The sequence below is a fragment of the Catenibacillus scindens genome, assembly GCF_014202115.1.
Classification (GTDB): Bacteria; Bacillota; Clostridia; order Lachnospirales; family Lachnospiraceae; genus Catenibacillus; species Catenibacillus scindens.
The window spans coordinates 46,354-67,793 of record NZ_JACHFW010000009.1 but is presented as its reverse complement, the minus strand read 5'-3'; the positions used below and the strand labels follow the sequence as shown (position 1 = coordinate 67,793).

Annotated in this window: 19 protein-coding genes; 14 read left to right on the top strand and 5 right to left on the bottom strand. The window is 47.3% G+C overall.

The genetic code is table 11. The annotated features are described in order from the left end of the window. Window positions 1-3: 3 nt before the first annotated feature. The 10 genes from HNP82_RS11285 to HNP82_RS11240 all read left to right on the top strand — a co-directional run bounded on the left by HNP82_RS11285 (window position 4) and on the right by HNP82_RS11240 (window position 12,968). Complete coding sequence (locus tag HNP82_RS11285) at window positions 4-438, top strand: acetyl-CoA carboxylase biotin carboxyl carrier protein subunit (RefSeq protein WP_183774724.1); 435 nt, start codon at window positions 4-6, stop codon at window positions 436-438. A gap of 87 nt (window positions 439-525) precedes the next feature. Then, the gene (locus HNP82_RS11280; protein WP_183774721.1) at window positions 526-1,686 is read left to right on the top strand and encodes a sodium ion-translocating decarboxylase subunit beta; all 1,161 of its coding nucleotides are present in this window, start codon (window positions 526-528) and stop codon (window positions 1,684-1,686) included. A 23-nt stretch (window positions 1,687-1,709) separates the two neighbouring features. Further along, window positions 1,710-3,122: an oxaloacetate decarboxylase subunit alpha gene (locus HNP82_RS11275; protein WP_183774718.1), complete on the top strand. Its 1,413-nt coding sequence runs from the start codon at window positions 1,710-1,712 to the stop codon at window positions 3,120-3,122. 313 nt (window positions 3,123-3,435) lie between these two features. After that, complete coding sequence (locus HNP82_RS11270) at window positions 3,436-4,518, top strand: ABC transporter substrate-binding protein (RefSeq protein ID WP_183774715.1); 1,083 nt, start codon at window positions 3,436-3,438, stop codon at window positions 4,516-4,518. Between the two features lie 200 nt (window positions 4,519-4,718). After that, a complete protein-coding gene (locus HNP82_RS11265; RefSeq protein WP_183774712.1) occupies window positions 4,719-5,654 on the top strand; it encodes an ABC transporter permease in 936 nt (311 codons plus the stop codon). Continuing rightward, complete coding sequence (locus HNP82_RS11260) at window positions 5,655-6,452, top strand: ABC transporter ATP-binding protein (RefSeq protein WP_183774709.1); 798 nt, start codon at window positions 5,655-5,657, stop codon at window positions 6,450-6,452. A 279-nt stretch (window positions 6,453-6,731) separates the two neighbouring features. After that, window positions 6,732-7,673, top strand: coding sequence for an AAA family ATPase (locus tag HNP82_RS11255; RefSeq protein ID WP_183774704.1), 942 nt, complete (start codon window positions 6,732-6,734; stop codon window positions 7,671-7,673). Window positions 7,674-7,690: 17 nt separating this feature from the next. Next, window positions 7,691-8,818, top strand: coding sequence for a DUF58 domain-containing protein (locus tag HNP82_RS11250; protein WP_183774702.1), 1,128 nt, complete (start codon window positions 7,691-7,693; stop codon window positions 8,816-8,818). Beyond that, window positions 8,763-11,249, top strand: a complete 2,487-nt coding sequence (locus HNP82_RS11245) for a transglutaminase-like domain-containing protein (RefSeq protein WP_183774699.1) — start codon at window positions 8,763-8,765, stop codon at window positions 11,247-11,249. The genes HNP82_RS11250 and HNP82_RS11245 overlap by 56 nt, the downstream gene beginning before the upstream one ends. A 30-nt stretch (window positions 11,250-11,279) precedes the next feature. Next, entirely contained in the window at window positions 11,280-12,968 is a 1,689-nt protein-coding gene (locus tag HNP82_RS11240) for a M3 family oligoendopeptidase (protein WP_183774696.1), read from the top strand. A 96-nt stretch (window positions 12,969-13,064) separates the two neighbouring features. Here HNP82_RS11240 and HNP82_RS11235 read toward each other — a convergent pair whose 3' ends face one another. Continuing rightward, complete coding sequence (locus HNP82_RS11235; RefSeq protein ID WP_330599549.1) at window positions 13,065-13,574, bottom strand: SEC-C metal-binding domain-containing protein; 510 nt, start codon at window positions 13,572-13,574, stop codon at window positions 13,065-13,067. Between the two features lie 200 nt (window positions 13,575-13,774). After that, entirely contained in the window at window positions 13,775-14,008 is a 234-nt protein-coding gene (locus HNP82_RS11230) for a DUF3006 domain-containing protein (RefSeq protein ID WP_183774693.1), read from the bottom strand. A 253-nt stretch (window positions 14,009-14,261) separates the two neighbouring features. Between HNP82_RS11230 and HNP82_RS11225 the strand changes: the two genes are divergently transcribed. From HNP82_RS11225 to HNP82_RS11210, 4 genes are read left to right on the top strand one after another with little or no spacing between them, the layout of a single operon-like run. Continuing rightward, window positions 14,262-15,242: a Gfo/Idh/MocA family protein gene (locus tag HNP82_RS11225; RefSeq protein WP_183774690.1), complete on the top strand. Its 981-nt coding sequence runs from the start codon at window positions 14,262-14,264 to the stop codon at window positions 15,240-15,242. A gap of 54 nt (window positions 15,243-15,296) precedes the next feature. After that, window positions 15,297-16,205 carry a DUF5685 family protein gene (locus HNP82_RS11220; RefSeq protein ID WP_243164745.1) on the top strand — a complete coding sequence of 303 codons (909 nt, stop codon included), beginning with the start codon at window positions 15,297-15,299 and terminating at the stop codon, window positions 16,203-16,205. Next, the gene (locus tag HNP82_RS11215; RefSeq protein ID WP_183774687.1) at window positions 16,202-16,837 is read left to right on the top strand and encodes a J domain-containing protein; all 636 of its coding nucleotides are present in this window, start codon (window positions 16,202-16,204) and stop codon (window positions 16,835-16,837) included. The genes HNP82_RS11220 and HNP82_RS11215 overlap by 4 nt, the downstream gene beginning before the upstream one ends. Next, complete coding sequence (locus tag HNP82_RS11210; RefSeq protein ID WP_183774684.1) at window positions 16,828-17,361, top strand: hypothetical protein; 534 nt, start codon at window positions 16,828-16,830, stop codon at window positions 17,359-17,361. Before HNP82_RS11215 ends, HNP82_RS11210 begins: the two co-directional genes overlap by 10 nt. A gap of 220 nt (window positions 17,362-17,581) precedes the next feature. On the opposite strand, the gene HNP82_RS11205 is transcribed toward HNP82_RS11210, so the two are convergent. From HNP82_RS11205 to HNP82_RS11195, 3 genes are all read right to left on the bottom strand, one after another. After that, the gene (locus HNP82_RS11205; RefSeq protein WP_183774682.1) at window positions 17,582-18,772 is read right to left on the bottom strand and encodes an iron-containing alcohol dehydrogenase; all 1,191 of its coding nucleotides are present in this window, start codon (window positions 18,770-18,772) and stop codon (window positions 17,582-17,584) included. A 244-nt stretch (window positions 18,773-19,016) separates the two neighbouring features. Continuing rightward, window positions 19,017-20,315 (bottom strand): 3-phosphoshikimate 1-carboxyvinyltransferase, encoded by a 1,299-nt coding sequence (gene aroA / locus HNP82_RS11200; RefSeq protein ID WP_183774679.1) that lies wholly within the window; start codon window positions 20,313-20,315, stop codon window positions 19,017-19,019. Window positions 20,316-20,319: 4 nt separating this feature from the next. Continuing rightward, a complete protein-coding gene (locus HNP82_RS11195) occupies window positions 20,320-21,423 on the bottom strand; it encodes a prephenate dehydrogenase (RefSeq protein WP_183774675.1) in 1,104 nt (367 codons plus the stop codon). Window positions 21,424-21,440 lie beyond the last annotated feature (17 nt).

Sequence of the window (21,440 nt, the reverse complement as noted above, 5' to 3'; positions counted from 1 at the left end):
AAGATGAAAAATTATATTATCACAGTTAATGGTACAAGCTATGAAGTTTCTGTTGAGGAAGCCGGCACAGCAGCTCCTGTAATGCCTTTTGCCGCCGCAACTCCTGCAGCGCCAACTCCCGCAGCACCAGCGCCAGCTCCCGCCCCAAGGGCCGCAGCGCCAGCCCCTGCTCCTGCTCCAGCAGCTTCCGCAGCGCCAGCTCCGGCTGCTTTTGGTGCCCCAGGGTCAATTTCCGTCACATCTCCAATGCCTGGGAAGATTCTGGATGTTAAAGCAAAAGTGGGCGACAGCGTGAGCAGAGGCGATGTTATCCTGATCCTTGAAGCTATGAAGATGGAGAACGAGATCGTTGCGCCGGAAGACGGCACCATCGCTACTATTGATGTGTCCGCCGGAGCCTCCGTAGAAGCGGGCACACTTCTGGCTACTTTAAACTGATGAACGAAAGACTGGGACAACGATCCCGCTATGACTGCTGCCATTTTGTGACAGTAAGATGCTATGACTAACATGGGAGGTTAAAAAATGGATTACATTTTAGAAACGCTGGACAGTCTGGTTCATCAATCTGCATTTTTTAATTTGACCTATGGGAACTTTATCATGATCGCCGTGGCCGGCTTTTTTCTGTATCTTGCCATCAGAAAAGGGTATGAACCGCTGCTTCTTGTTCCCATTTCATTTGGAATGCTGCTTGTTAACCTGTATCCGGATATTATGAAAACGATTGAGGAGGCGGCTGCCGATGGCAGTACATCCGCCGGACTTCTTCACTATTTTTATCTGGGAGACGAATGGGGAATCTGGCCCTCACTGATCTTCCTTGGCGTAGGTGCCATGACGGACTTCGGTCCACTCATCGCAAACCCCAAGAGCTTTCTTCTTGGAGCGGCCGCTCAGTTTGGTGTGTTTTTCGCCTACATTGTAGCGATTTTAATGGGCTTTACCAATGAACAGGCGGCAGCGATCTCCATTATCGGCGGCGCTGACGGCCCTACGTCCATCTACCTGGCCGGAAAGCTGGGACAGACAGATCTGATGGGGCCCATTGCCGTGGCGGCATATTCTTATATGTCCCTGGTGCCGATCATCCAGCCGCCAATTATGCGTCTTCTCACAACGAAGAAGGAGAGAGCGATTAAGATGGAGCAGCTCCGCCCTGTGTCCAAGCTGGAGAAAATTTTGTTCCCCGTTGTCGTTGCTGTTGTCGTTATTCTCATTCTGCCGTCCACAGCTCCGCTGATCGGTATGCTTATGCTGGGTAATCTTTTCCGTGAATCCGGCGTTGTAAAACAGTTGACAGAGACCGCATCTAACGCGATGATGTACATTATTGTTATTTTGCTGGGTACTTCTGTCGGCGCGACCACAAGCGCGGAGGCGTTTTTGAATCTGACAACATTAAAGATCATCGCTCTCGGCCTGATCGCGTTCGCCATCAGTACGGCCGCCGGTGTGCTTTTTGGAAAACTTATGTGCGCGGTGACCCACGGCAAAGTAAATCCTCTCATTGGTTCCGCTGGTGTATCCGCTGTGCCCATGTCCGCCCGTGTGTCCCAGAAAGTCGGCGCGGAGACTGATCCCACCAACTTCCTGCTCATGCACGCTATGGGTCCCAACGTGGCCGGCGTTATCGGTACGGCTGTAGCAGCCGGAGCATTTATGGCGTTCTTTGGTGTGGTGTAAGATAATTAAGGAGGAAGAATAAAATGTCAGAACAAGCAAAAAAACCGGTAGGCATTACTGAAACCGTTTTACGTGACGCGCATCAGTCTCTGATTGCCACACGTATGACAACTGAGCAGATGCTGCCGATTATTGATAAAATGGACAAAGTTGGCTATCATTCAGTAGAGTGCTGGGGCGGCGCTACCTTTGACGCCTGCCTGCGTTTCCTGAAAGAAGATCCGTGGGAGAGACTGCGCAAGCTGAGAGATGGTTTTAAAAACACAAAACTTCAGATGCTCTTCCGCGGCCAGAATATACTTGGATACAGCCATTATGCTGATGATGTAGTGGAATATTTTGTACAGAAATCCATTGCCAATGGTATTGATATTATCCGCATTTTTGACGCTTTAAACGATCTGAGAAATCTTGAGACATCTGTTAAAGCGGCCATCAAAGAAGGGGGTCACGCCCAGGTTGCCCTGTCCTATACATTAGGTGACGCCTATACGCTGGATTACTGGAAGGATATTGCCAAGAGAATCGAGGATATGGGCGCGCATTCCATCTGTATCAAAGATATGGCCGGATTGCTGGTTCCCTACGCGGCAACAGAGCTTGTCAGCGCCCTGAAGGAAGCGACAGACCTTCCCATCCAGATCCATACTCACTATACAAGCGGCGTTGCTTCAATGACCTATATGAAAGCTGTTGAAGCGGGCGCGGACGTTATCGACACGGCCATGTCTCCATTTGCTATGGGAACAAGCCAGCCGGCGACAGAAGTTATGGTGGAAACTTTCAGAGGAACCCCTTATGATACAGGCATTGACCAGCATCTTCTCGCTGAGATTGCCGATTATTTCCGGCCGCTTAGGGAGGAAGCGCTGTCCTCCGGCCTGATGAGTACAAAAGTTCTCGGCGTTAACATTAAGACGCTTATTTACCAGGTTCCTGGCGGTATGCTGTCCAATCTGGTGTCCCAGTTAAAAGAGGCACATGCCGAGGATAAATACGACGCTGTACTTGAAGAAATCCCAAGAGTCCGCAAAGATTTCGGCGAGCCGCCGCTTGTAACGCCGTCTTCACAGATCGTGGGAACTCAGGCAGTTCTTAATGTCCTTATGGGTGAGCGCTATAAGATGGTAACGAAGGAGAGCAAGGCACTTCTCCACGGCGAATACGGCCAGACAGTTAAGCCTTTTAATCCGGAAGTCCAGAAAAAAGCCATCGGCGATGAACAGCCTATTACCTGCCGTCCTGCGGATCTGATCAAACCTCAGTTGAAGGAGATCGAAGCAAAAATGTCCCAGTGGAAACAGCAGGATGAGGACGTTCTTTCATATGCGCTGTTCCCTCAGGTTGCCGAAGAGTTTTTCAAATACCGTGAGGCTCAGCAGACAAAAATAGATCCAACAGCGGCAGACACAGAAAATAAAGTATATCCTGTATGATCGCTATAAAAAACGCCGGACCCTTTGGGGTTTGGCGTTTTTTATAGCCCAGACAACGGTGTTTTCCAGGATATAAAAATCCTTTCGCGCAGGATCGCATTTTGGCAGAGAGGAAAAAATCTTTGGCGCGCCGCTCCTTTGCTCTTTTGATGGAGGTTCCTGCTTATACGGATTGTTTTTTGACACAAAATTTCATTGACAATTAAAATAAAAGAGGGTAAAATTTTTACATTAGTGTAATAATTCGGCTTTGCTTTAAGCTGTGACTTTTACACATTAATGCAGTGATAAATTGTTAAGGAGTGGACGAACAATGAAAAAATTTATGAGTATTCTTTTATCTGCGGCGCTGGCTGCCTCTGTTCTGGCTGCCTGCGGTTCCGGTGATAGTGCGGGCGACACATCTGCGGCTTCATCAACAGAGACCTCAGGCGCAGAAAGCCCTCAGTCCGCAGCGGATTCCCAGGCATCTGGTGATGCAGCCAGTACAGCCACAGGAGAACCGGTACACATTGGCGTGATCCAGTATACCCAGCATGCTTCCCTGGATGAAGCCTATGAAGGTTTTCTCGCCGGACTTGAGGAGGCCGGATATGTGGAAGGTGAAAATCTCACTGTAGATTTCCAAAATGCATCGGGCGATACAAGCACAGCTCAGAGTATTTGTGATACATTTAAAAACAGCGGCGTAGACCTTGTCCTGGCTATTGCCACGCCGGCTGCTCAGTCCGCGGTCAATACATTCAGCGATACAGACGTACCGGTGCTTTTCACCGCTGTAACAGACGCTGTTGAGGCTCAGCTTGTTGACAGCAATGAAGCTCCGGGGAAAAATGTGACAGGTACAGTGGACATGCCGGTAATCGCAGATCAGATCCAGGTGATCAAGGACATCCTTCCGGATGCTGCAAACCTTGGAATCCTTTATACGTCCAGTGAGGCAAACTCTGAGATCCAAGCCAAAGAAGCTCAGGCTGCTGCGGAAGCGTTGGGATTTAATGTGACTGTGGCCACAGCGTCTAATACAAACGAGATTCAGCAGACGATCACATCTGTGGTAGGTAATGTTGACGCTATCTATATTCCTTCCGACAACGGATTTGCCAGCGCTATGGGGACCGTAAACAATATTGCGGTTGAAAACCAGCTTCCAGTATTTTGTGCCGTGGAGGCGATGATTCAGGAAGGCGGTATTGCCACAACTGCGATCAATTACTATGAACTTGGACGTCAGACTGCAAATCAGGCGGTGCGTATCTTTAACGGAGAGAGTGCTTCCGTTATTCCTGTGGAAAACCAGGAAGACTGTGGCCTTGTAGTCAACCAGTCCTTCGCCGAGAGTGTCGGTGTAACAATTCCTGAGGATATTTTATCCCAGGCAGTAACTGTTTATTAATACTGTCCCTACGTGGATAACATCTGGCAGGCGGCCGTTGCCGCCTGCATTTGTCGCGATACGCCGACCTAAGCGGAGCGCAGACCATCGAAAAGCGTAAGCTGTGAGATGAGCGAGGTATCGCGGGAGCGGATGGAAAGATGAAATCTCCCCTGTCCGATCAATAGGGCAAATACGTTTAAGATAAGGAAAGATTTGTAATGGTTATTATATTATTAAATAATATACAATCCGCGGCCACCCTGGGCGTGATCTGGGGGATTATGGCGCTGGGTGTTTATCTGACCTACCGTGTCTTAAATTACGCGGACCTGACGGTAGACGGAAGCTTTACCCTGGGCGGCGCTATGTCGGCAGTATATATTTCTGCGGGAATCGCCCCCATATTATCCATACTTCTGGCCACATTGGGAGGAATGATCGCAGGTCTGGTGACTGGCGTCCTTCATACAAAGTTTAAAATTCCTGATCTCTTGGCGGGAATCTTATGCCAGTTCGCCCTGTACTCTGTAAATTTAAGAGTCATGGGAAAGGCCAATGTGAGTCTTTTAAATGTGGACACCATCTTTTCTCAGATTGAAAAGCTGGGCGTGCCTTCCCAGTGGTCCGGTCTAATTGTTGGCCTTATTTTTGTCATTATTCTTATAATCCTTATGTATTGCTTTTTCGGTACCGAGATCGGATGCGCTCTGAGAGCCACGGGAAATAATCCGGATATGGTGAAGGCTCAGGGAACAAATACTAAGATTATGGTTGTCCTTGGCCTTGTCATCGGCAACGGACTGGTCGCCATGTCCGGAGGCCTTCTGGCTCAATATCAGGGATACGCAGATATTCAGATGGGCGTGGGAACAATCGTTTTCGGTCTGGCGGCGGTGATCATTGGCGAGGTTATTTTCTCAAAGCGAACCTATTTTCACCGGCTTGCCGGGGTTATTATTGGTTCCATTGTATACCGGATTATTATCGCCCTGGTACTCCTTCTTGGCCAGCGCCTGAATTTTGAAGATACTCTTGGATTCAGGATTGAAGCCAATGATACAAAGCTGATCACTGCCATCATTGTGGTTATTTGTCTTGTGTCCCCGTCAATAAAATCATGGATTTTGTCAAATCGCAGTAAGGAGGACGCATAAATGCTGGATATTATCAATGTTTATAAATCCTTTAACATAGGGACTCCTGTTCAGAAAGACGCTCTGACCGGCCTGAATCTTCACCTTGAACCGGGAGATTTTGTGACGGTGATCGGGGGCAATGGCGCTGGAAAATCCACCATGCTCAATGCAGTGGCCGGAGTTTTTGGCGTAGAAAAAGGTACCATCAAAATTGATGGGAATGATGTGACCCGCGACCCGGATTATAAGCGGGCCCGCTATATTGGACGGGTATTTCAGGACCCTTTAAAAGGAACTGCCGGGGATATGTGGATCGAGGAAAATCTTGCTCTGGCGCGCCGCCGGGGAAAACGCCGCAGTCTGCGCTGGGGGATCAGCAATAAGGAGCGGGAACAGTTTGTGGACCTTTTAAAGACTTTAGATCTCGGCCTTGAATCCCGCCTCAGCGCCAAGGTGGGCCTCCTGTCCGGCGGCCAGCGCCAGGCTCTGACCCTTCTTATGGCCACTATCAAAGAGCCAAAACTTCTTTTGCTGGATGAGCATACAGCGGCTCTGGATCCCAAAACAGCCAAAAAAGTTCTGGAAATGACCGATGAGATTGTGTCCAGAAGTCACCTTACGACTTTGATGATTACTCACAATATGAAAGACGCTATTAAATATGGCAATCGTCTGATTATGATGAATGACGGAAAGATCATCTATGATATATCCGGTGATGAAAAGAAGCATCTTCAGGTGTCCGATCTCCTGGCTAAATTTGAACAGGTCAGCGGCGGCGAATTTGCCAATGACCGGATGCTCCTTGGACAGTAAACTGTTTACAAAAAAATATACGGGCAGGGCTGTTAACGCTACCATAACAGTTCAGGACGTTGTTCTGAGTAGTCATAAATTACCCTGCCGGCGCTTGCCCTAAACAGGCAGTCAGGAAAAATCCTGGCTGCCTGTTTTTGCAACAGAGTTCCGAAAAAGAGTAGCCCTGTACATATAAACCTGCTATAATAAAATTTGGTAGCTACTGGGCCGCGTAAGCGGCGGTAAAACAGCGTTAGCTGCGAGAATTTCCGAAAGACAACGCATAGGAGGAGAATTATGAGTGATCTTGCAAATGCGCCGCGCAGCGTGATCCGCGAAGTGGGGAAAGTTGTGGCGGGCAAAGATATTTATATAAAAAAAGTGATGCTGGCGATCCTTGCCGGCGGACACATTTTAATGGATGATATTCCGGGAGTTGGAAAGACGACCATGGCCCTGGCATTTTCCAGGGCAATGGCTTTAAAGCAGAAGCGGGTCCAGTTTACGCCGGATGTGCTGCCCAGCGATGTTACAGGCTTTTATATGTTTCAAAAAGAGACGAAAAGTTTTCGCTATGTGGCAGGGCCGGTGATGACCAATCTGTTTCTGGCAGATGAGATCAACAGAACTTCTCCAAAGACACAGTCTGCTCTTTTGCAGGTGATGGAGGAGGGGAAAGTGACGATTGACGGAAATACTCTGGATGTGCCGGAGCCGTTTATTGTTATCGCCACGCAAAATCCCACAGGGTCTGCGGGGACACAGCTTTTGCCGGAATCTCAACTGGATCGCTTTATGATCTGTTTTAGCCTGGGATACCCGGATATTAAAAATGAAATTCAGATTATTAAACGGAGAAATACGGAAAACCCCTTAGATCATGTACGTCCGGTGATGGACGGCCCGATGCTTATTGCATGTCAGAAGTCCGTTGAGCAGATTTATATTCATGACGCGGTATATGAATATATTGCTACCCTGGTCAATGCCACCCGGAATAATGATATGATCAAGCTGGGAGTCAGTCCCAGGGGAACTTTGGCACTGTGCCGAATGGCAAAAAGCGCGGCTTTTCTGGCAGGCAGGGACTATGTTCTGCCTGACGATGTGGCGGATGTGTTTAAGGACGTAGCGGCCCACAGGCTGATTCTTGATGGCAGGGCCGGCCTTGCGGGGTACGATGCCCGGATGGTTTTGGATCATATCTTATCGGCGGTGCAAAAGCCGGTGCCAAGATAAGGGATCGGAGGGACGGAATGAAAAATTTGCCAGTATATTTACTGGGTATGATACTTTGCCTGTATGTGCTGATTATGTACACAGAGCCGATGTTTTTTATTGTATTTCTCGGAATGGTTTTAATCCTCCTGTGGGAATTTTTTACAGCCCTTTATCTGCGCCACTGTGTAACTCTCCTGGCTGATATGCCGGATAAACTTGTCCATAACGGAGATATTATCCCGGTGACAGTACACATTCATAATAAAGGCTTCCTTCCCATAAGCCATCTTTGGATCAAAGTCAATTATAAAAATAAAATGGGGGGAACTGTCCAGAAACAGTGGATATGCACCTACGCTGACGCCCGGACAAAGGCTTGCGTCACTATCCGGCTGTCGTCGGATTGCTGCGGCGTTCTCTGGATTGAAGTGGAGCGTTTCAGGGTTAGCGGTTATCTCAGAGTTTTCGGATTTTCAAAAAAATGCGGTCAGACATTGGATATCCTTGTGTTCCCCCGGCTTTTTTCTATGAATTTTGAGATCAGCGCTAAAATCCGGGATTTTATTGGGGATAGCGATACTTTTTCAAAAGAGAAGAGTGGCGACGACCCATCTGAAGTATTTGACATACGCCCTTTCCGCCAGGGGGACCGGATGCAGCGGATACACTGGAAGTTAACCGCACGCACAGATGATATGATGGTTAAAGAATTTTCGCGGCCGATAGGTTATCCTGTTGTTGTCTTTTTTAACTTTTCATTGATCCAAAGTGATGATAAAGAACACGATAAAAAAGTTAATCACAGTGCAGGGCTGCTGGACCGGATGACAAAGGTTATAGAAACAGGACTGTCTGTCAGTCTGGCTCTGGCGAGAGCCCGGTGCTGGCATTATATTGCATGGTGCAAGAAAGATATGACGCTGGAGCGCCATGCCATCGAATCAGAGGAGGATGTCTACGCTTATATGGGGCGGCTTATGTATGTCCATTCTCATGTACCTGTTCACAATGCGGAAGCGTTTTATACAAGAGTGTGGGGTGCGGAAAGCTTTTGTACATTTTTATCTGTAAATACCGACTTGACGATGGAAAAAGATGGAGAGATTTATGAAGAAAGAGGATTGGACCGGGATACACTTTCTGGAAAAAACTTCATATTATGACGGGAAAAAACAACGGTTGGAGACGCCTCTGTGGAATGCCTTTGTCCTGTTGTGTATGGTCATGATCCAGTTTGCTGCTTTTTGCGTTTTTTTTCGTGGGCTGGGGATGATTTTTCCGGCCGTAAGGATCTTTTTGACAATGCTGATCTTGTGCGCTGTTTTCTCCCTTTTATCTGTCCGCTGGCAGTTTTTTTGGGGCGGCGTTATTATTATCTGTGCCGGTGCGGGGATATTTGCCTGGTTACGTATGAAAACTTTAGCAGTGGGATTTAACAGTATTTATGAGCGTATTGCTCTTCTTGTAGATCAGTATTATTCTCAGGGGACAGTGGATGAAGGTGTATGGTCCGGAGAGTTGGCTTTTGAGGTCTATTTTTTCATAGCAATGCTGTTGGTTATATTTGCTTCCATCTGTTTTTGGGGGCTAAAGAGCGGGATTTTTGGACTTTTCCCCGGTACCCTGGCCATCGCAGGCGCCTTTTTAGTAGGTCAGGTGCCAGATCTTTTTTGGACGGCTGGTTTTTGCTTCTTTGGCTGTATTTTGGCAGTGGGCAGTTATACCGGTCACCGTTTTGGAAAATACGGTACACTGACGGCGCTGGCCGGCCACTTTTATATCCGTGGCGATAAATCCGCCTCGGCGAAAATCGGTGGGAAAGCGGCAATCTTTATGATTCTGACCCTGGCGGCTGTCGTGGGATTATCTTTTGGGATCACCCGTATGACCGGGCTGCCTCAGGAACAGAGGCTGATGCAATATCAGCAAACGCTAAGGGACTGGACAAGGGAAAATCTCCATTGGTTTGAAAACTGGGGAACGGATCAGGGTACTCCCCAGGGAGGTATCAGCGGCGGAGATCTGGCATCCTCCGGGGATCTGTATTATCATGGTGATGAGCAGCTTGTGGTTTCAGTGGATCAAAATCCCACATCAAATATGTATATTAAAGCTTATGTGGGGGATAGATACTTAAATAGCCGGTGGGAATCCGAGACTGGTGGGGAATATTCCCAGTTTATCAGTGAAAATCAGATTGACGGTCAGGAAGAAAACTATTTGAAAGGGCTGCCCTACACTTTGCTGGAGAACTTTGGAACGGCTCATATAACCATTGAGAAAAGGGCGGTTTTTGGCAGCTATGTTTTTATGCCCTATGGAGCGGCCATTGACAGTGGTTCAGGCTGGGTTAACGATCTGTATATTCAGGGGATGGATAATGTTTCAGATTTTGATTACGCGCCTATGATTTATCCCCTTGCCGGAGATTTTGAGGATCTGCAAATCTACGCCGCCTCCTATATAGAGCAATATCCCGCTATAGGAGAGCTGGAAAGTGCTTACCAGACTTTTGTAAAAGAGCATTATGTTCAGGTTCCTCAGGGGACAAAGGAGATGCTGGACCAGTTTACCCAGGGTGTTGTCCCAGGGACTACCCAGGAGAAGATCGCCTATGTGCGCCAGCTTTTGGGGCAGACCTGTACTTACAGTCTGACGCCGGGAGATCTCCCGGAAGGCTATGATTATACAGAGTATTTTCTTATGGAAAACCGAAGAGGCTACTGTATGCATTTTGCCACAGCGGCCACGCTTTTGCTGAGGAATATGGGTGTCCCGGCCCGTTACGTGGAAGGGTATATTCTTGTTCCGGGGAATTTTTCACCGGATGACAGCGGATTTGTGGCTACTGTTTACGACCATCAGGCCCACGCCTGGACAGAAGTGTACCTGGATCAGGTAGGCTGGGTTCCGGTAGAAGTAACTCCAACTTACTATAATTCACAGGAGCTTACCGGGGAAAGTAGCGAAAGTAACTCCACGGAGACAGAATCCCAAAGCCAGACCCAGACTGAGGATGCTCAGAATATGACTGAAGATACTCAGGCATCTTCCGATACACAGGCGCCTGAGAATGAGACAGGAGATAACGGTAATAATAATGGTAATGACGGGGCGTTTTCGGAAAACAGAGATAACGGCCAGGGATATTTTGGCACTGTGTTATTTAGATTTCTGTGGTTCGGTCTTGCCGCAGCAGGGATTATTATTCTCGCAGCTTTGCTGATTCTGTTTCGGGCTGCTGCCGTGAGAAAGCAGCGCATAAGACGTATGCGCCAGAAAAACAGAAGTAAAGGGGTTGTGGCTATTTATGGAAATATTCGCAGACTTTTAAAAATCTGTGGATTTGATCTGGCGGCCTGGGAAGATGAGGAAGAATATTATAAATCTGTGGAGCAGGCTTTTGAATTTATTCAGACCGACGATCTGAAAATACTCAGTGATCTGGCAAACGCGGCGGCATTTAGCCGGGACGGTGTCAGCGAGGAGCAGTGGCGCTGGAGCTGGCAGTTTTATCAGAGGATCTCAGACCGGCTGATCCGGCGCCAGAAATGGTGGAAGCGGCTATTGATCCGGTATATTTACTGTTGCTGAAGAAAACACAAAAAGAAAGGATGATCATATATGGAGAAATTTTCACAAATTGTTTATAAACGTCCTGATATTCAGGAGTTATCCCAAAAGATCAGAGAATTTACAGAGGAATTTCCAAAAGCGAAAGATTATTCCCAGGCCAGGGATCTTTTCCTGGCTCTGGAAAAAGCCCAGATAGATCTGGACACAATGAATACGGTGGCGGATATACGCAACACCATTGATACCGCTGATCCTTTTTATGAGCAGGAGATGGAATTTTATGAGAAGGCCATTCCCCAGATTCAGGTGGAGATGAAAGAGGTCAGCCAGATCATTCTTCAGTCACCTTTTGTACAGGATTTTGAAAAGGAATTTGGGAATATATACATTAAAAATCTTAAAAACCAGATCCGATTTGCCAGTGAGGAAAATGTTGCCAACCGGGTGGAAGAAAACCGCCTGACTCGCCAGTATGCTAAAGCTTCAGCGGTCTGTACTACAACATTTCACGGAGAAGAAGTGAATTTTTACGGACTTTTAAAATATATGGAAAGTAAAGACCGCTCGGTGCGCCGGGAAGCTTTTAATGCCTGGGCAAATCTTTACGCTTCTGTGGCCGGCGAATTGGATAATATTTATGACCAGCTTGTCCGTGTCCGGGTGAAAATGGCCGGAGTTTTGGGATTTAAGGATTATATTGAAATGGCTTATCATTACAACGGACGTTTTGATTACGGCCGGGAAGAAGTGGCTAATTTCCGCCGCCAGATTGTGGAGCATATCGTCCCTGTCTGCCAAAAACTGTACGATCAGCAGCGGCGGCGCCTGGGAATTGATCATTTGTATTATTATGATGAAGCCCTTGTATTTCCAGAGGGAAACGCTGTGCCTGAAGGAAATTCTCATGAACTTGTGGCTAAGGCAAAGAAGATGTATGGGGAATTGTCAAAGGAAACGGGCGAATTTTTTGATTTTATGGTGGAAAACCAGCTTTTTGATCTTGAGACAAAGCCGGGAAAACGTCAGGGCGGTTACTGTACATTTTTGTCTAAATATAAGGCGCCCTTTATTTTTTCTAATTTTAACGGAACCAGTGCGGATGTGGATGTACTGACCCATGAGGCCGGACATGCTTTTGAGGCTTACAGCGCATCCCGCATTTTCCCGCTGACAGAGCAGGTATGGTCAACGGCTGAGATCAGTGAGATTCATTCGATGTCCATGGAGTATTTCACCCATCCGTGGATGGAACTGTTTTTTGGAGAAAAAGCGGATCAGTACCGCTACGCCCATTTAGTATCTTCCCTGTGCTGTATACCTTATATGGCCTGTGTTGACGAGTTTCAGCACCGGGTGTTTGAGGAGATGGCGGATAACGCGGCGCAGCGCCGGAAAATCTGGAGAGAGCTTGAAAAGAAATACATGCCCTGGAGAGCTTACGACGGCAATGAATTTCTCGAAAGCGGCGGTTTCTGGATGCAAAAACAGCATATTTTCCTTTTTCCCTTCTATTATATTGATTATGCCCTTGCCCAAATGGGCGCCTTTGAATTTTATGGCCGCATGAAACAGGATCCGGAAAAAGCCTGGGAGGGCTATTATAAGTTCTGCTGCGCCGGCGGGAGCAAAGGCTATTTTGATCTGTTAAAGGTCGGGGGACTGAGCAATCCCTTTGACGATCACACGGTAGAGCGGGTTATGGATCTGATCAGCGAGGATCTTCGACTGAACGGATAGAACAGATAATTAAAGAACACGAAATTAAAGAACAGGGAATAGTTTCCTGTGATATGAAAAATCCGGCCGCAGGATATGAACCTGTGGCCGGAAAATTTATTTGTTTCTTCCGCAGCAGAATTTGTATTTTTTGCCGCTGCCGCATGGACATGGATCATTGCGACCGATCTTCTTGCCCTTGACAACAGTGGTTGAGCTTTTCTGCTGTTTGTAAAGCTCTTTGCGGCGCTCTTCACTTAACAGGCTGTTCCACTGGGGCAGATTGTAAAGCCAGTCTGCTCTTGCGGCAACCATATTATAATACAGTTTTTCAAGATCAATGTCCAGAGTTACTGTAGAGTCCGCTTCCAGGTCTTCGATGGGATTGGGGTCTTTGATACTCTCGTTGATCCCGTCAAGAAATCCTAACATTAAGGGTGTCTCGATGCCGTATTTTTTTGCCAGTTCTTCCACAGTTCCGGTGACAACTTCCACCGGTTCTGTCAGGAGCTGTTCATATACTTCTTTTTCTTTTAAATAATAATTGGTCCAGAACTTCTGCTGTGATGCCGCATCCTTACTGTACTGGGTAACAATTTTCTCCCATTCCTGCATTAAGTTGCTCATTTGCTTCACCTTTTCCTTTATTTTCATTGGTTTTTGGCTGTCCTTAGCTGCCGGGACGGTTTATTATATCCGCTGCCGGAACAAGGATATGCTTTGGCTATTATATTAAATTCCAGGGCTGTTGTCAACCCGGCCTTTGGAAAACCAGAGGAGTTGCTGCGGCAGTTTAGATGCCTGAACGGTTATGTTTTTTTCTTTCGCTAGTGGTACAGGTTTTTCATTTTTGCCCGCATATCTTTGCGCCGCTGACTGTTATCCACCTTCCTGTAAACCTTTCCGGCGGCATCTTCCCGATCTTCCTTAGCTTGGACTTCCTCCAGGGTATCCCCTTCCAAACAGCCCTTAGGCAGAAGATTTCTGGAAATCCGGACAGTTTGTCCGTTTTCATTCTCACAGATGGCCCAATTGCCCTCAAAACGATCAATAGTAAGCATAATTAACGCCTCCTTTACACATGATTTCCATGCCCTGCCAGCTTGCTGCGGGCTATGTGACTTATTGTACCTGATTTAAAGAAAAGGGACAATAGTTTTAACAGCATTGAGGTTTCAGGTAGAGTGTGGTAGTATAAAAGAAAAATCGTAACTATTCAGCCATACATCTCGGATTCCTGCAGCTAACGCTGCTTTACCGCCGTTTGCGCGGCTGAATAGGTACGGTAAAATCCAAAGTTATGGAGGTAAAAAGATGCTTAACTGGGGAATTGCTGGAACAGGGCGTATTGCCCGCAAATTTGCGGAAACAGTGTACCGTATGGAGGATACAGTGAATGTTTACGGCGTAGCCTCCCGAAACTATGGAAAAGCATATAAATTCGCGAAAGGCAGCCATGTGACAAAAGCCTATGAAAGTTATGAAAAGATGCTCAAAGATCCTGCCATTGATGCTGTATATATTGCTGTCCCCCACCCCATGCACTGCGAATACGCTGTGGCTGCCATGAAGGCGGGAAAGCATGTGCTGTGTGAAAAGCCGGTGGGGATGAATGCCGGACAGATTCAGCATATGATTGATATGGCCTATGACCATAATGTGTTTTTTATGGAAAATATGGTGACCCGGTTTTTGCCGGCTATCGGACAGGTGCGCCAGTGGATTGACGAGGGCGCTATCGGGGAAGTTCGCTTTGTCGATTGCTTTTATGGCTTTCCGGCCCAGGGCTTTCCTGATTCCAGGTGGTTTAATCGAGAACTTGGCGGCGGAGCCCTTCTTGATATTGGTATTTACCCGATTACTCTGGCAACAATGATTCTTGGCTTTGATATTGAGGATATTAAAACACAGGCGTATATTGGGGAAGCACAGACGGACGAACATGAGAGCATTATATTTGTTTATCGGGGAGGACGCAGAATAGCCCATCTGAGCGCCTCTGTTGTCTCGGATCTTGGCTGCGGCGCGGTGATCTCCGGGGAATATGGAAAGATCATCCTAGATCATTTTACTAAGTGTGAGAAGGTTGTGCTGGAGAAAAATTTTGAGGCTCCACTGACGGTTAAGTTTCCTCACGATGTCAATGGTTTTGAATATGTCATCCGGGAAGCTGAGTCTTGTATTAGACGGGGAGACTTGGAAAGTTCAAGGCTGCCCTGGGTAGTCACCCTGGAAAATATGCGTATTATGGACCGCATCCGGGGAATGTGGGGGCTTCGCTACCCATGTGAATAAACGTCGTGAGTTGCCCGGCAAATCCAGCGGAAAAAATTTAAGAGAGGATACATTATGTTTGGTTATGTGACGGCTAACGAGCCGGAACTGAAAGTAAAAGAATATCAGGAATATAAAGCTTATTACTGTGGCCTGTGTCATGTATTAAAGAAAAAGTACGGTTTTGTGGGCCAGATGACGCTGACCTATGATATGACATTTCTTATTATGCTGCTGACAAGCCTATATGAGTGTGAACCAAAGGCAGAAGAACACCGGTGTAAAGTTCATCCTGTGAGAAAGCAGAAAATGCTTATGAACAAATTTACAGAATATGGCGCAGACATGAATATGCTGCTGACCTATCATCATCTTATGGATGACTGGAAAGACGAGGGCAGCAAAGCCGGCTGTGTGGGCGCGGGAATTCTTCGTGGGACTTACAGAAAACTGAAAAAGAAATATCCGAAGAAAAGCCGGGCTATGGCTTATTGGCTTCACCGGCTTCATGAGCTTGAGCTTGAGAATGAGAGAAGTATTGACCGGGTTGCCGGATGTTTTGGCAAGATCATGGAAACGATTTTAGTCTACGAAAAGGATGTCTGGGAAGATAATCTGAAACGTCTGGGATTTTTTCTGGGAAAGTTTATTTACATTATGGATGCTTTTGATGATGTAGAAAAAGACATAGAAAGCGGCAGCTATAACCCTCTGAAAGAACAGTTTGAACACGAAAATTTCACACAAGATTGCAATTTCATGTTGAATCTGATGATGGCAGAGTGTACAATAGAATTTGAGAAATTGCCCTGTATACAGGACGCGGAGATTCTGCGCAATATTTTATATGCCGGAGTATGGAAAAAATTTGACAAAAAAGCAGAGGAACGCGCACAGGGGCAGGATGGCAGGTCCGGTTGTAAAAAATGCGGACCGGGCAGATGTCCGAAAGATGAGAAAGAAAAGGAAGGAAGTTATCAATGACAGATCCATATAGTGTGCTTGGGGTGTCCCCCAATGCATCGGATGAAGAAATTAAAAAAGCATACCGCAACCTGAGCAGAAAGTATCATCCGGATTCTTACAATGATAATCCGCTGGCTGATCTGGCGGAGGAGAAGTTTAAAGAAGTCCAGGATGCATATAAGCAGATCATGGATGAGCGATCCAGAGGTGGGAGTTACAGCGGTGGGAACAGCGGAAATTATGGCGGCGGCTATAGTGGCGGTTACCAGTCCTCAGGTGATGCCAACGTGGAGCTGACTGCCGCAGGAAACTTCATTAACAATGGACGTTACAGGGACGCCTTAAATGTTTTAAGCGGTATCCGAAATCGTGACGCCCGGTGGTATTATTATAGTGCCGTGGCAAATGCCGGTATAGGAAATAATGTTCAGGCCATGAACGACGCTACCCAGGCAGTGAATATGGATCCGGGAAATCCGGAGTATCGGAATTTCTTGAATCAGATGCAGTGGCGCACAAGCCGTTATCAGGGAGCCGGACAAAACTACGGCGGCAGGCCGCCTTTCAGTACGGGAAACTGCTGCTGTGATCTGTGGATTGCGGATACCTGCTGTGAATGTATGGGAGGAGATCTTTGCTCATGCATGTAAACGCAAAAAAGACAGCCTTTTTGGGATTATTGCTGGCAGTGGCTATGGTGCTGACCCTTATTGGCGGTTATTTTGAGCCTAGTACATTATTTTTTATGGCGGCAGCCGCTTTCTGTACAGGGATTGCTGTGCGGGAGTGCGGCCTTTACGCAGGTTTTGCCTTTCTGATCGCCGGTATCCTGCTGGGATTTTTCCTGGCTCCCAATAAGCTCTATATGATCACCTATGGCGGAATGAGCCTTTATATTTATGTGCGGGAATTTGCATTTGAAAAGATTGCCGACGCTAAGACATTAAAGCACCGGACCGCCCTATTTTGGGCTGTGCGGTACATTATGTTTAATGTAATGTTTTTGCCCATCTTATTTTTACTCCCTCAGCTTATATATCCGGGGGCGATTTCGCCGGCAATACTGGCCGGGCTCATCGTCGGCGCACAGGTTGTTCTGTTTGTCTACGATAAAGCCTATGATTATTTTCAGGCGGTTGTATGGAACCGGCTACGAAAAAACTTCAAATTGTAAGTCAAATACCCCTCAGTAAGCTGACGGGGCATGAAAATCATATCCTGTAAGCTATGTCTTTGTTTAAAAAAAAGAGCGTGTCCGCAAAATTTGCGGGCGCGCTCTTTTCAGGGAATGGAAAATATACTATATATAGTAAACGATAAATATATTTGCCGTTTACCATAAAAAGGGTTTTCCGGGTCAAAGGGTTATGACCCGGCCGGAATTGGCAGTGGAATCAGAAATCAACGTCCTCACCGTAGTAGCAGGCTTTTAACAGTTTTTCCATGTCTTCCTGGGAAGGCACTCTCGGATTGGAGCCTGTGCAGGCATCGCTGATAGCGAGGGCGGCTACATCAGATAATTTGTCCATAAATTCTTTTTCGTCGATAATTCCGCCTTCATAATCTTTAATGCATTTAGGAATATCCAGAGCATCGTTCATCTTTTTAATCTCAGCAACAAGGGCCGCCACTTTTTCTTCTGTGGTGTTTCCTCCAAGATGGATGAAATCGGCAATTTCAGCGTAGCGCTGGGCAGCGGAGTCTACTTTGGCATTGTACTGGATCACTCTTGGAAGATACATGGCGTTGGCACAGCCATGGACAATATGCCCGCCGCTGTACGCAGCACCGGTTTTGTGAGCCATGGAATGAACAATACCAAGGAGGGCGTTGGAGAAAGCCATACCGGCAAGACACTGGGCATCATGCATACGGTCGCGGGCTTCCATATCGCCATCATAAGATTTCTTCAGATCATCGTGGATCATCTTAATGGCATGGAGGGCCAAAGGATCTGTGTAGTTGCAGTGCATAGTGGAAACATAAGCCTCGATGGCATGGGTCATGGCGTCCATACCGGTGTGTGCTGTAAGTTTTTTAGGCATTGTCTCTGCCAGATCTGGGTCGACAATGGCCACATCCGGCGTAATATTAAAGTCTGCCAGAGGATATTTAATGCCTTTATTGTAATCAGTGATAACACTAAAGGCGGTCACTTCGGTGGCTGTCCCGGAAGTAGATGGAATGGCGCAGAAGTGAGCTTTTGTCCGCAGTGTGGGGAAAGAAAATGGTGTGATCAGGTCTTCAAAGGAAGTATTTGGATACTCGTAGAATACCCACATGGCTTTTGCAGCGTCAATAGGTGAACCGCCGCCCATGGCTACGATCCAATCCGGGCCAAATTCTTCCATCATTTTAGCGCCCCGCATAACGGTGTCAACACTGGGGTCCGGCTCAACATTTTCAAACAGGGCCACTTCCATGCCAGCTTCTTTTAAGTAGTTCACAGCTTTATCTAAAAATCCAAAACGTTTCATGGAACCGCCGCCGACAACGACAACCGCTTTTTTCCCTTTCAGGTTTTTCAGTTCGGCTAAAGCTCCTTTTCCATGGTATAAGTCTCTTGGTAATGTAAAACGTGCCATAAGAGTCACTCCTCCAAATATGTATTGATATTTTTTTAACAACACCCATTATAGACTTTTTCGGAGAATATGCAATAGTTTTTTGTGAAAAAAATAACATTATAATAAAATTTGTGAAAAACAGTCAATTTTAGAAAAAAACGGACGAAAAATTGTTACTTTTTTATCAATGTAATACGCCAGGAGCATATTTTTAGTAAACGACAAATGTATTTATCGTTTACCATAGTTGGACTTCAACATCTCAATATCTTAATGCATTTAGATCACCAAAAAAGTCCGGATAGGAAATGCGGATGCATTCTGCGCCGACAATCTCCACGGGACTTTCACTGTTCATGGCTGCCACTGAAAATGCCATAGCAATGCGGTGGTCATCATAGCTTTGAATCTTTGCGCCGTGAAGCGGTGCGCCGCCTTCAATGATCATGCCGTCCTCTGTGGCTGTGATCCTGGCGCCCATGGCGGACAGGGCCTCAACAACAGTGTCAATCCGGTTGGATTCTTTGACTTTAAGTTCGGCTGCGTCTTTGATAATGGTGGTACCGCTGGCAAAGCAGGCGAGGACGGCGATGACCGGGATCTCATCAATGAGAGTGGGGATCAGCTCTCCCCCGATAACTGTTCCGTGGAGGCTCTGGGAGCGGACGGTTATATCCGCCACCGGTTCCATCCCTTCGTTGTGGATGTTTTCCATAGTGATGTTGGCTCCCATAGCTTTACATACACGAAGTATCCCGTCCCGTGTAGGATTGATCCCAACGTTTTTTATAGTGATACAGGAATTTGGCACAATAAGGCCGGCGGCGATGAAATATGCGGCGGAGGAAATATCTCCGGGGACAGAAATATCTATGGCGTAAAGCTCATCGGCTGGATGGATAGCCGCCGTGTAACTTTTGCTGCCATCGGGAATGCTGGAAACCTTTGCCCCAAAGGCGGAGAGCATTAATTCGCTGTGGTTTCGGGAGAGGGATGGCTCCGTGATCCGGGTTGTTCCCTGAGCATAAAGTCCGGCCAGCAAAATGGCGGATTTTACCTGGGCGGAAGCCACAGGGGAGGTGTAGTGGATACCGTGAAGGTTTTGCCCGGTAATTTTTAACGGGGCACAGTCGTTGCCCCGGATACTTTCAATTTCAGCCCCCATCATAGACAGAGGCGTGATGATCCGTCCCATAGGACGCTTCTGGATGGACGCATCTCCGGTGATCATTGAGGTAAAGGGCTGGGCAGATAATATACCGGAAATCAGCCGTGTGGTTGTGCCGCTGTTTCCCGCGTCCAGAATTTGTTCCGGTGCCTGGAGTCCGTGAAGGCCTCTGCCCTCAATGCGAACCAGACCTTTGTCCGGATCGTTGTGGATTTTTACGCCCAGAGACCGGAAACATTGTATGGAGGAGAGACAGTCTGCCCCTTCCAGAAAATGTGTAACCACAGTAGTTCCTTTGGCAAGGGAGCCAAGCATAACACTGCGGTGAGAAATGGATTTGTCGCCGGGAACGGTAATTTCACCTTCCAGACGATGTACAGGATTCATGATCATGGCTTTAATTCCTTTCATATACAGTGTAGTGAAACTTCCTCAAATGGTCGATGGCTTTCTGAGCTGCATCATTTTCATAAAATTCAATGCGCAGCGCCCCCTCCTGAAATTCGCGGTTGTGGATAATGCCAATATTTTTTATACTGATGCCGTTGGTAGCCAGAATCGTGGCGATGGTGGCGATGGCTCCTGATTCGTCAATGATATCTACGTAGATTTCGTAAAGGGGAGCGAGACTACCCTTAGCATTGGTTTTTGGAATGGCATCGCGGTAATCTTTGGCCTGAGAAAAAAAGTCTAAAATCTGGTCATCGGCGCCGTTTTTTATATCAAGAGAAAGTTCCTGGAGACTTTGAATATAGGTATCCATGATCTTTAAAAGATTTTCTTTATTCTCCCCGCAGATCTGCTGCCACATTACCGGTGAGGAGGAGGCGATCCGGGTAATATCTTTAAAGCCTCCCGCAGCCAGCATACGCATATGCTGCTGGTGGTCATCCTGGTCCCGGACAAGGTTGACCAGGGCATAGGCGATCATATGGGGAAGATGGCTGATAGCCGCGCTGATAAAGTCGTGCCGGTTGGCATCAAGCAAAACGGGAATAGCGCTGATGGCCGCTGCAAGTTCTGTCATGGCTTCGACTGCGTTCCGGGGAACGTCTGGCGTGGGGGTCAGGATGTAGTAGGCATTTTCAAGGAGCCTGTCGTTTGCGCTGGCATAACCGCTCTTTTCTGAACCTGCCATGGGATGTCCGCCAATAAAGCGTGATGACAGCCCCATTGTGTGAACGGCCTGGTCGATGGGAGATTTGACGCTTCCCACATCGGTGAAAATACACCGGGGATTGGCAACCTGGGCCAGCAGTTGCAGATTTTGTATATTAATTTTTACAGGCGCACATAAAAATATAATATCGCACTGAGAAAAACCCTGGGATAATGTGTCGTGAGCCTGATTCAGCGTGCCGTCGGCCAGGGCAGCGGTCAGGCTGTCCCGGTCCGGGTCAAACGCGATAATATTTAAATCGGAGCGGACCCGGCGCAGGGCTTTCGCGATGGAACCGCCGATGAGCCCAAGACCCGCAAAACCGATGGTTGTGATGGTCATAAAAAAACCTCCTGCTT

Excerpts from the sequence above, each read along its gene's own strand:
- HNP82_RS11285 (WP_183774724.1), top strand. The coding sequence starts at position 4 with ATGAAAAATTATATTATCACAGTTAATGGTACAAGCTATGAAGTTTCT.
- HNP82_RS11280 (WP_183774721.1), top strand. The coding sequence starts at position 526 with ATGGATTACATTTTAGAAACGCTGGACAGTCTGGTTCATCAATCTGCA.
- HNP82_RS11275 (WP_183774718.1), top strand. The coding sequence starts at position 1,710 with ATGTCAGAACAAGCAAAAAAACCGGTAGGCATTACTGAAACCGTTTTA.
- HNP82_RS11270 (WP_183774715.1), top strand. The coding sequence starts at position 3,436 with ATGAAAAAATTTATGAGTATTCTTTTATCTGCGGCGCTGGCTGCCTCT.
- HNP82_RS11265 (WP_183774712.1), top strand. The coding sequence starts at position 4,719 with ATGGTTATTATATTATTAAATAATATACAATCCGCGGCCACCCTGGGC.
- HNP82_RS11260 (WP_183774709.1), top strand. The coding sequence starts at position 5,655 with ATGCTGGATATTATCAATGTTTATAAATCCTTTAACATAGGGACTCCT.
- HNP82_RS11255 (WP_183774704.1), top strand. The coding sequence starts at position 6,732 with ATGAGTGATCTTGCAAATGCGCCGCGCAGCGTGATCCGCGAAGTGGGG.
- HNP82_RS11250 (WP_183774702.1), top strand. The coding sequence starts at position 7,691 with ATGAAAAATTTGCCAGTATATTTACTGGGTATGATACTTTGCCTGTAT.
- HNP82_RS11245 (WP_183774699.1), top strand. The coding sequence starts at position 8,763 with ATGAAGAAAGAGGATTGGACCGGGATACACTTTCTGGAAAAAACTTCA.
- HNP82_RS11240 (WP_183774696.1), top strand. The coding sequence starts at position 11,280 with ATGGAGAAATTTTCACAAATTGTTTATAAACGTCCTGATATTCAGGAG.
- HNP82_RS11235 (WP_330599549.1), bottom strand. The coding sequence starts at position 13,574 with ATGAGCAACTTAATGCAGGAATGGGAGAAAATTGTTACCCAGTACAGT.
- HNP82_RS11230 (WP_183774693.1), bottom strand. The coding sequence starts at position 14,008 with ATGCTTACTATTGATCGTTTTGAGGGCAATTGGGCCATCTGTGAGAAT.
- HNP82_RS11225 (WP_183774690.1), top strand. The coding sequence starts at position 14,262 with ATGCTTAACTGGGGAATTGCTGGAACAGGGCGTATTGCCCGCAAATTT.
- HNP82_RS11220 (WP_243164745.1), top strand. The coding sequence starts at position 15,297 with ATGTTTGGTTATGTGACGGCTAACGAGCCGGAACTGAAAGTAAAAGAA.
- HNP82_RS11215 (WP_183774687.1), top strand. The coding sequence starts at position 16,202 with ATGACAGATCCATATAGTGTGCTTGGGGTGTCCCCCAATGCATCGGAT.
- HNP82_RS11210 (WP_183774684.1), top strand. The coding sequence starts at position 16,828 with ATGCATGTAAACGCAAAAAAGACAGCCTTTTTGGGATTATTGCTGGCA.
- HNP82_RS11205 (WP_183774682.1), bottom strand. The coding sequence starts at position 18,772 with ATGGCACGTTTTACATTACCAAGAGACTTATACCATGGAAAAGGAGCT.
- aroA (WP_183774679.1), bottom strand. The coding sequence starts at position 20,315 with ATGATCATGAATCCTGTACATCGTCTGGAAGGTGAAATTACCGTTCCC.
- HNP82_RS11195 (WP_183774675.1), bottom strand. The coding sequence starts at position 21,423 with ATGACCATCACAACCATCGGTTTTGCGGGTCTTGGGCTCATCGGCGGT.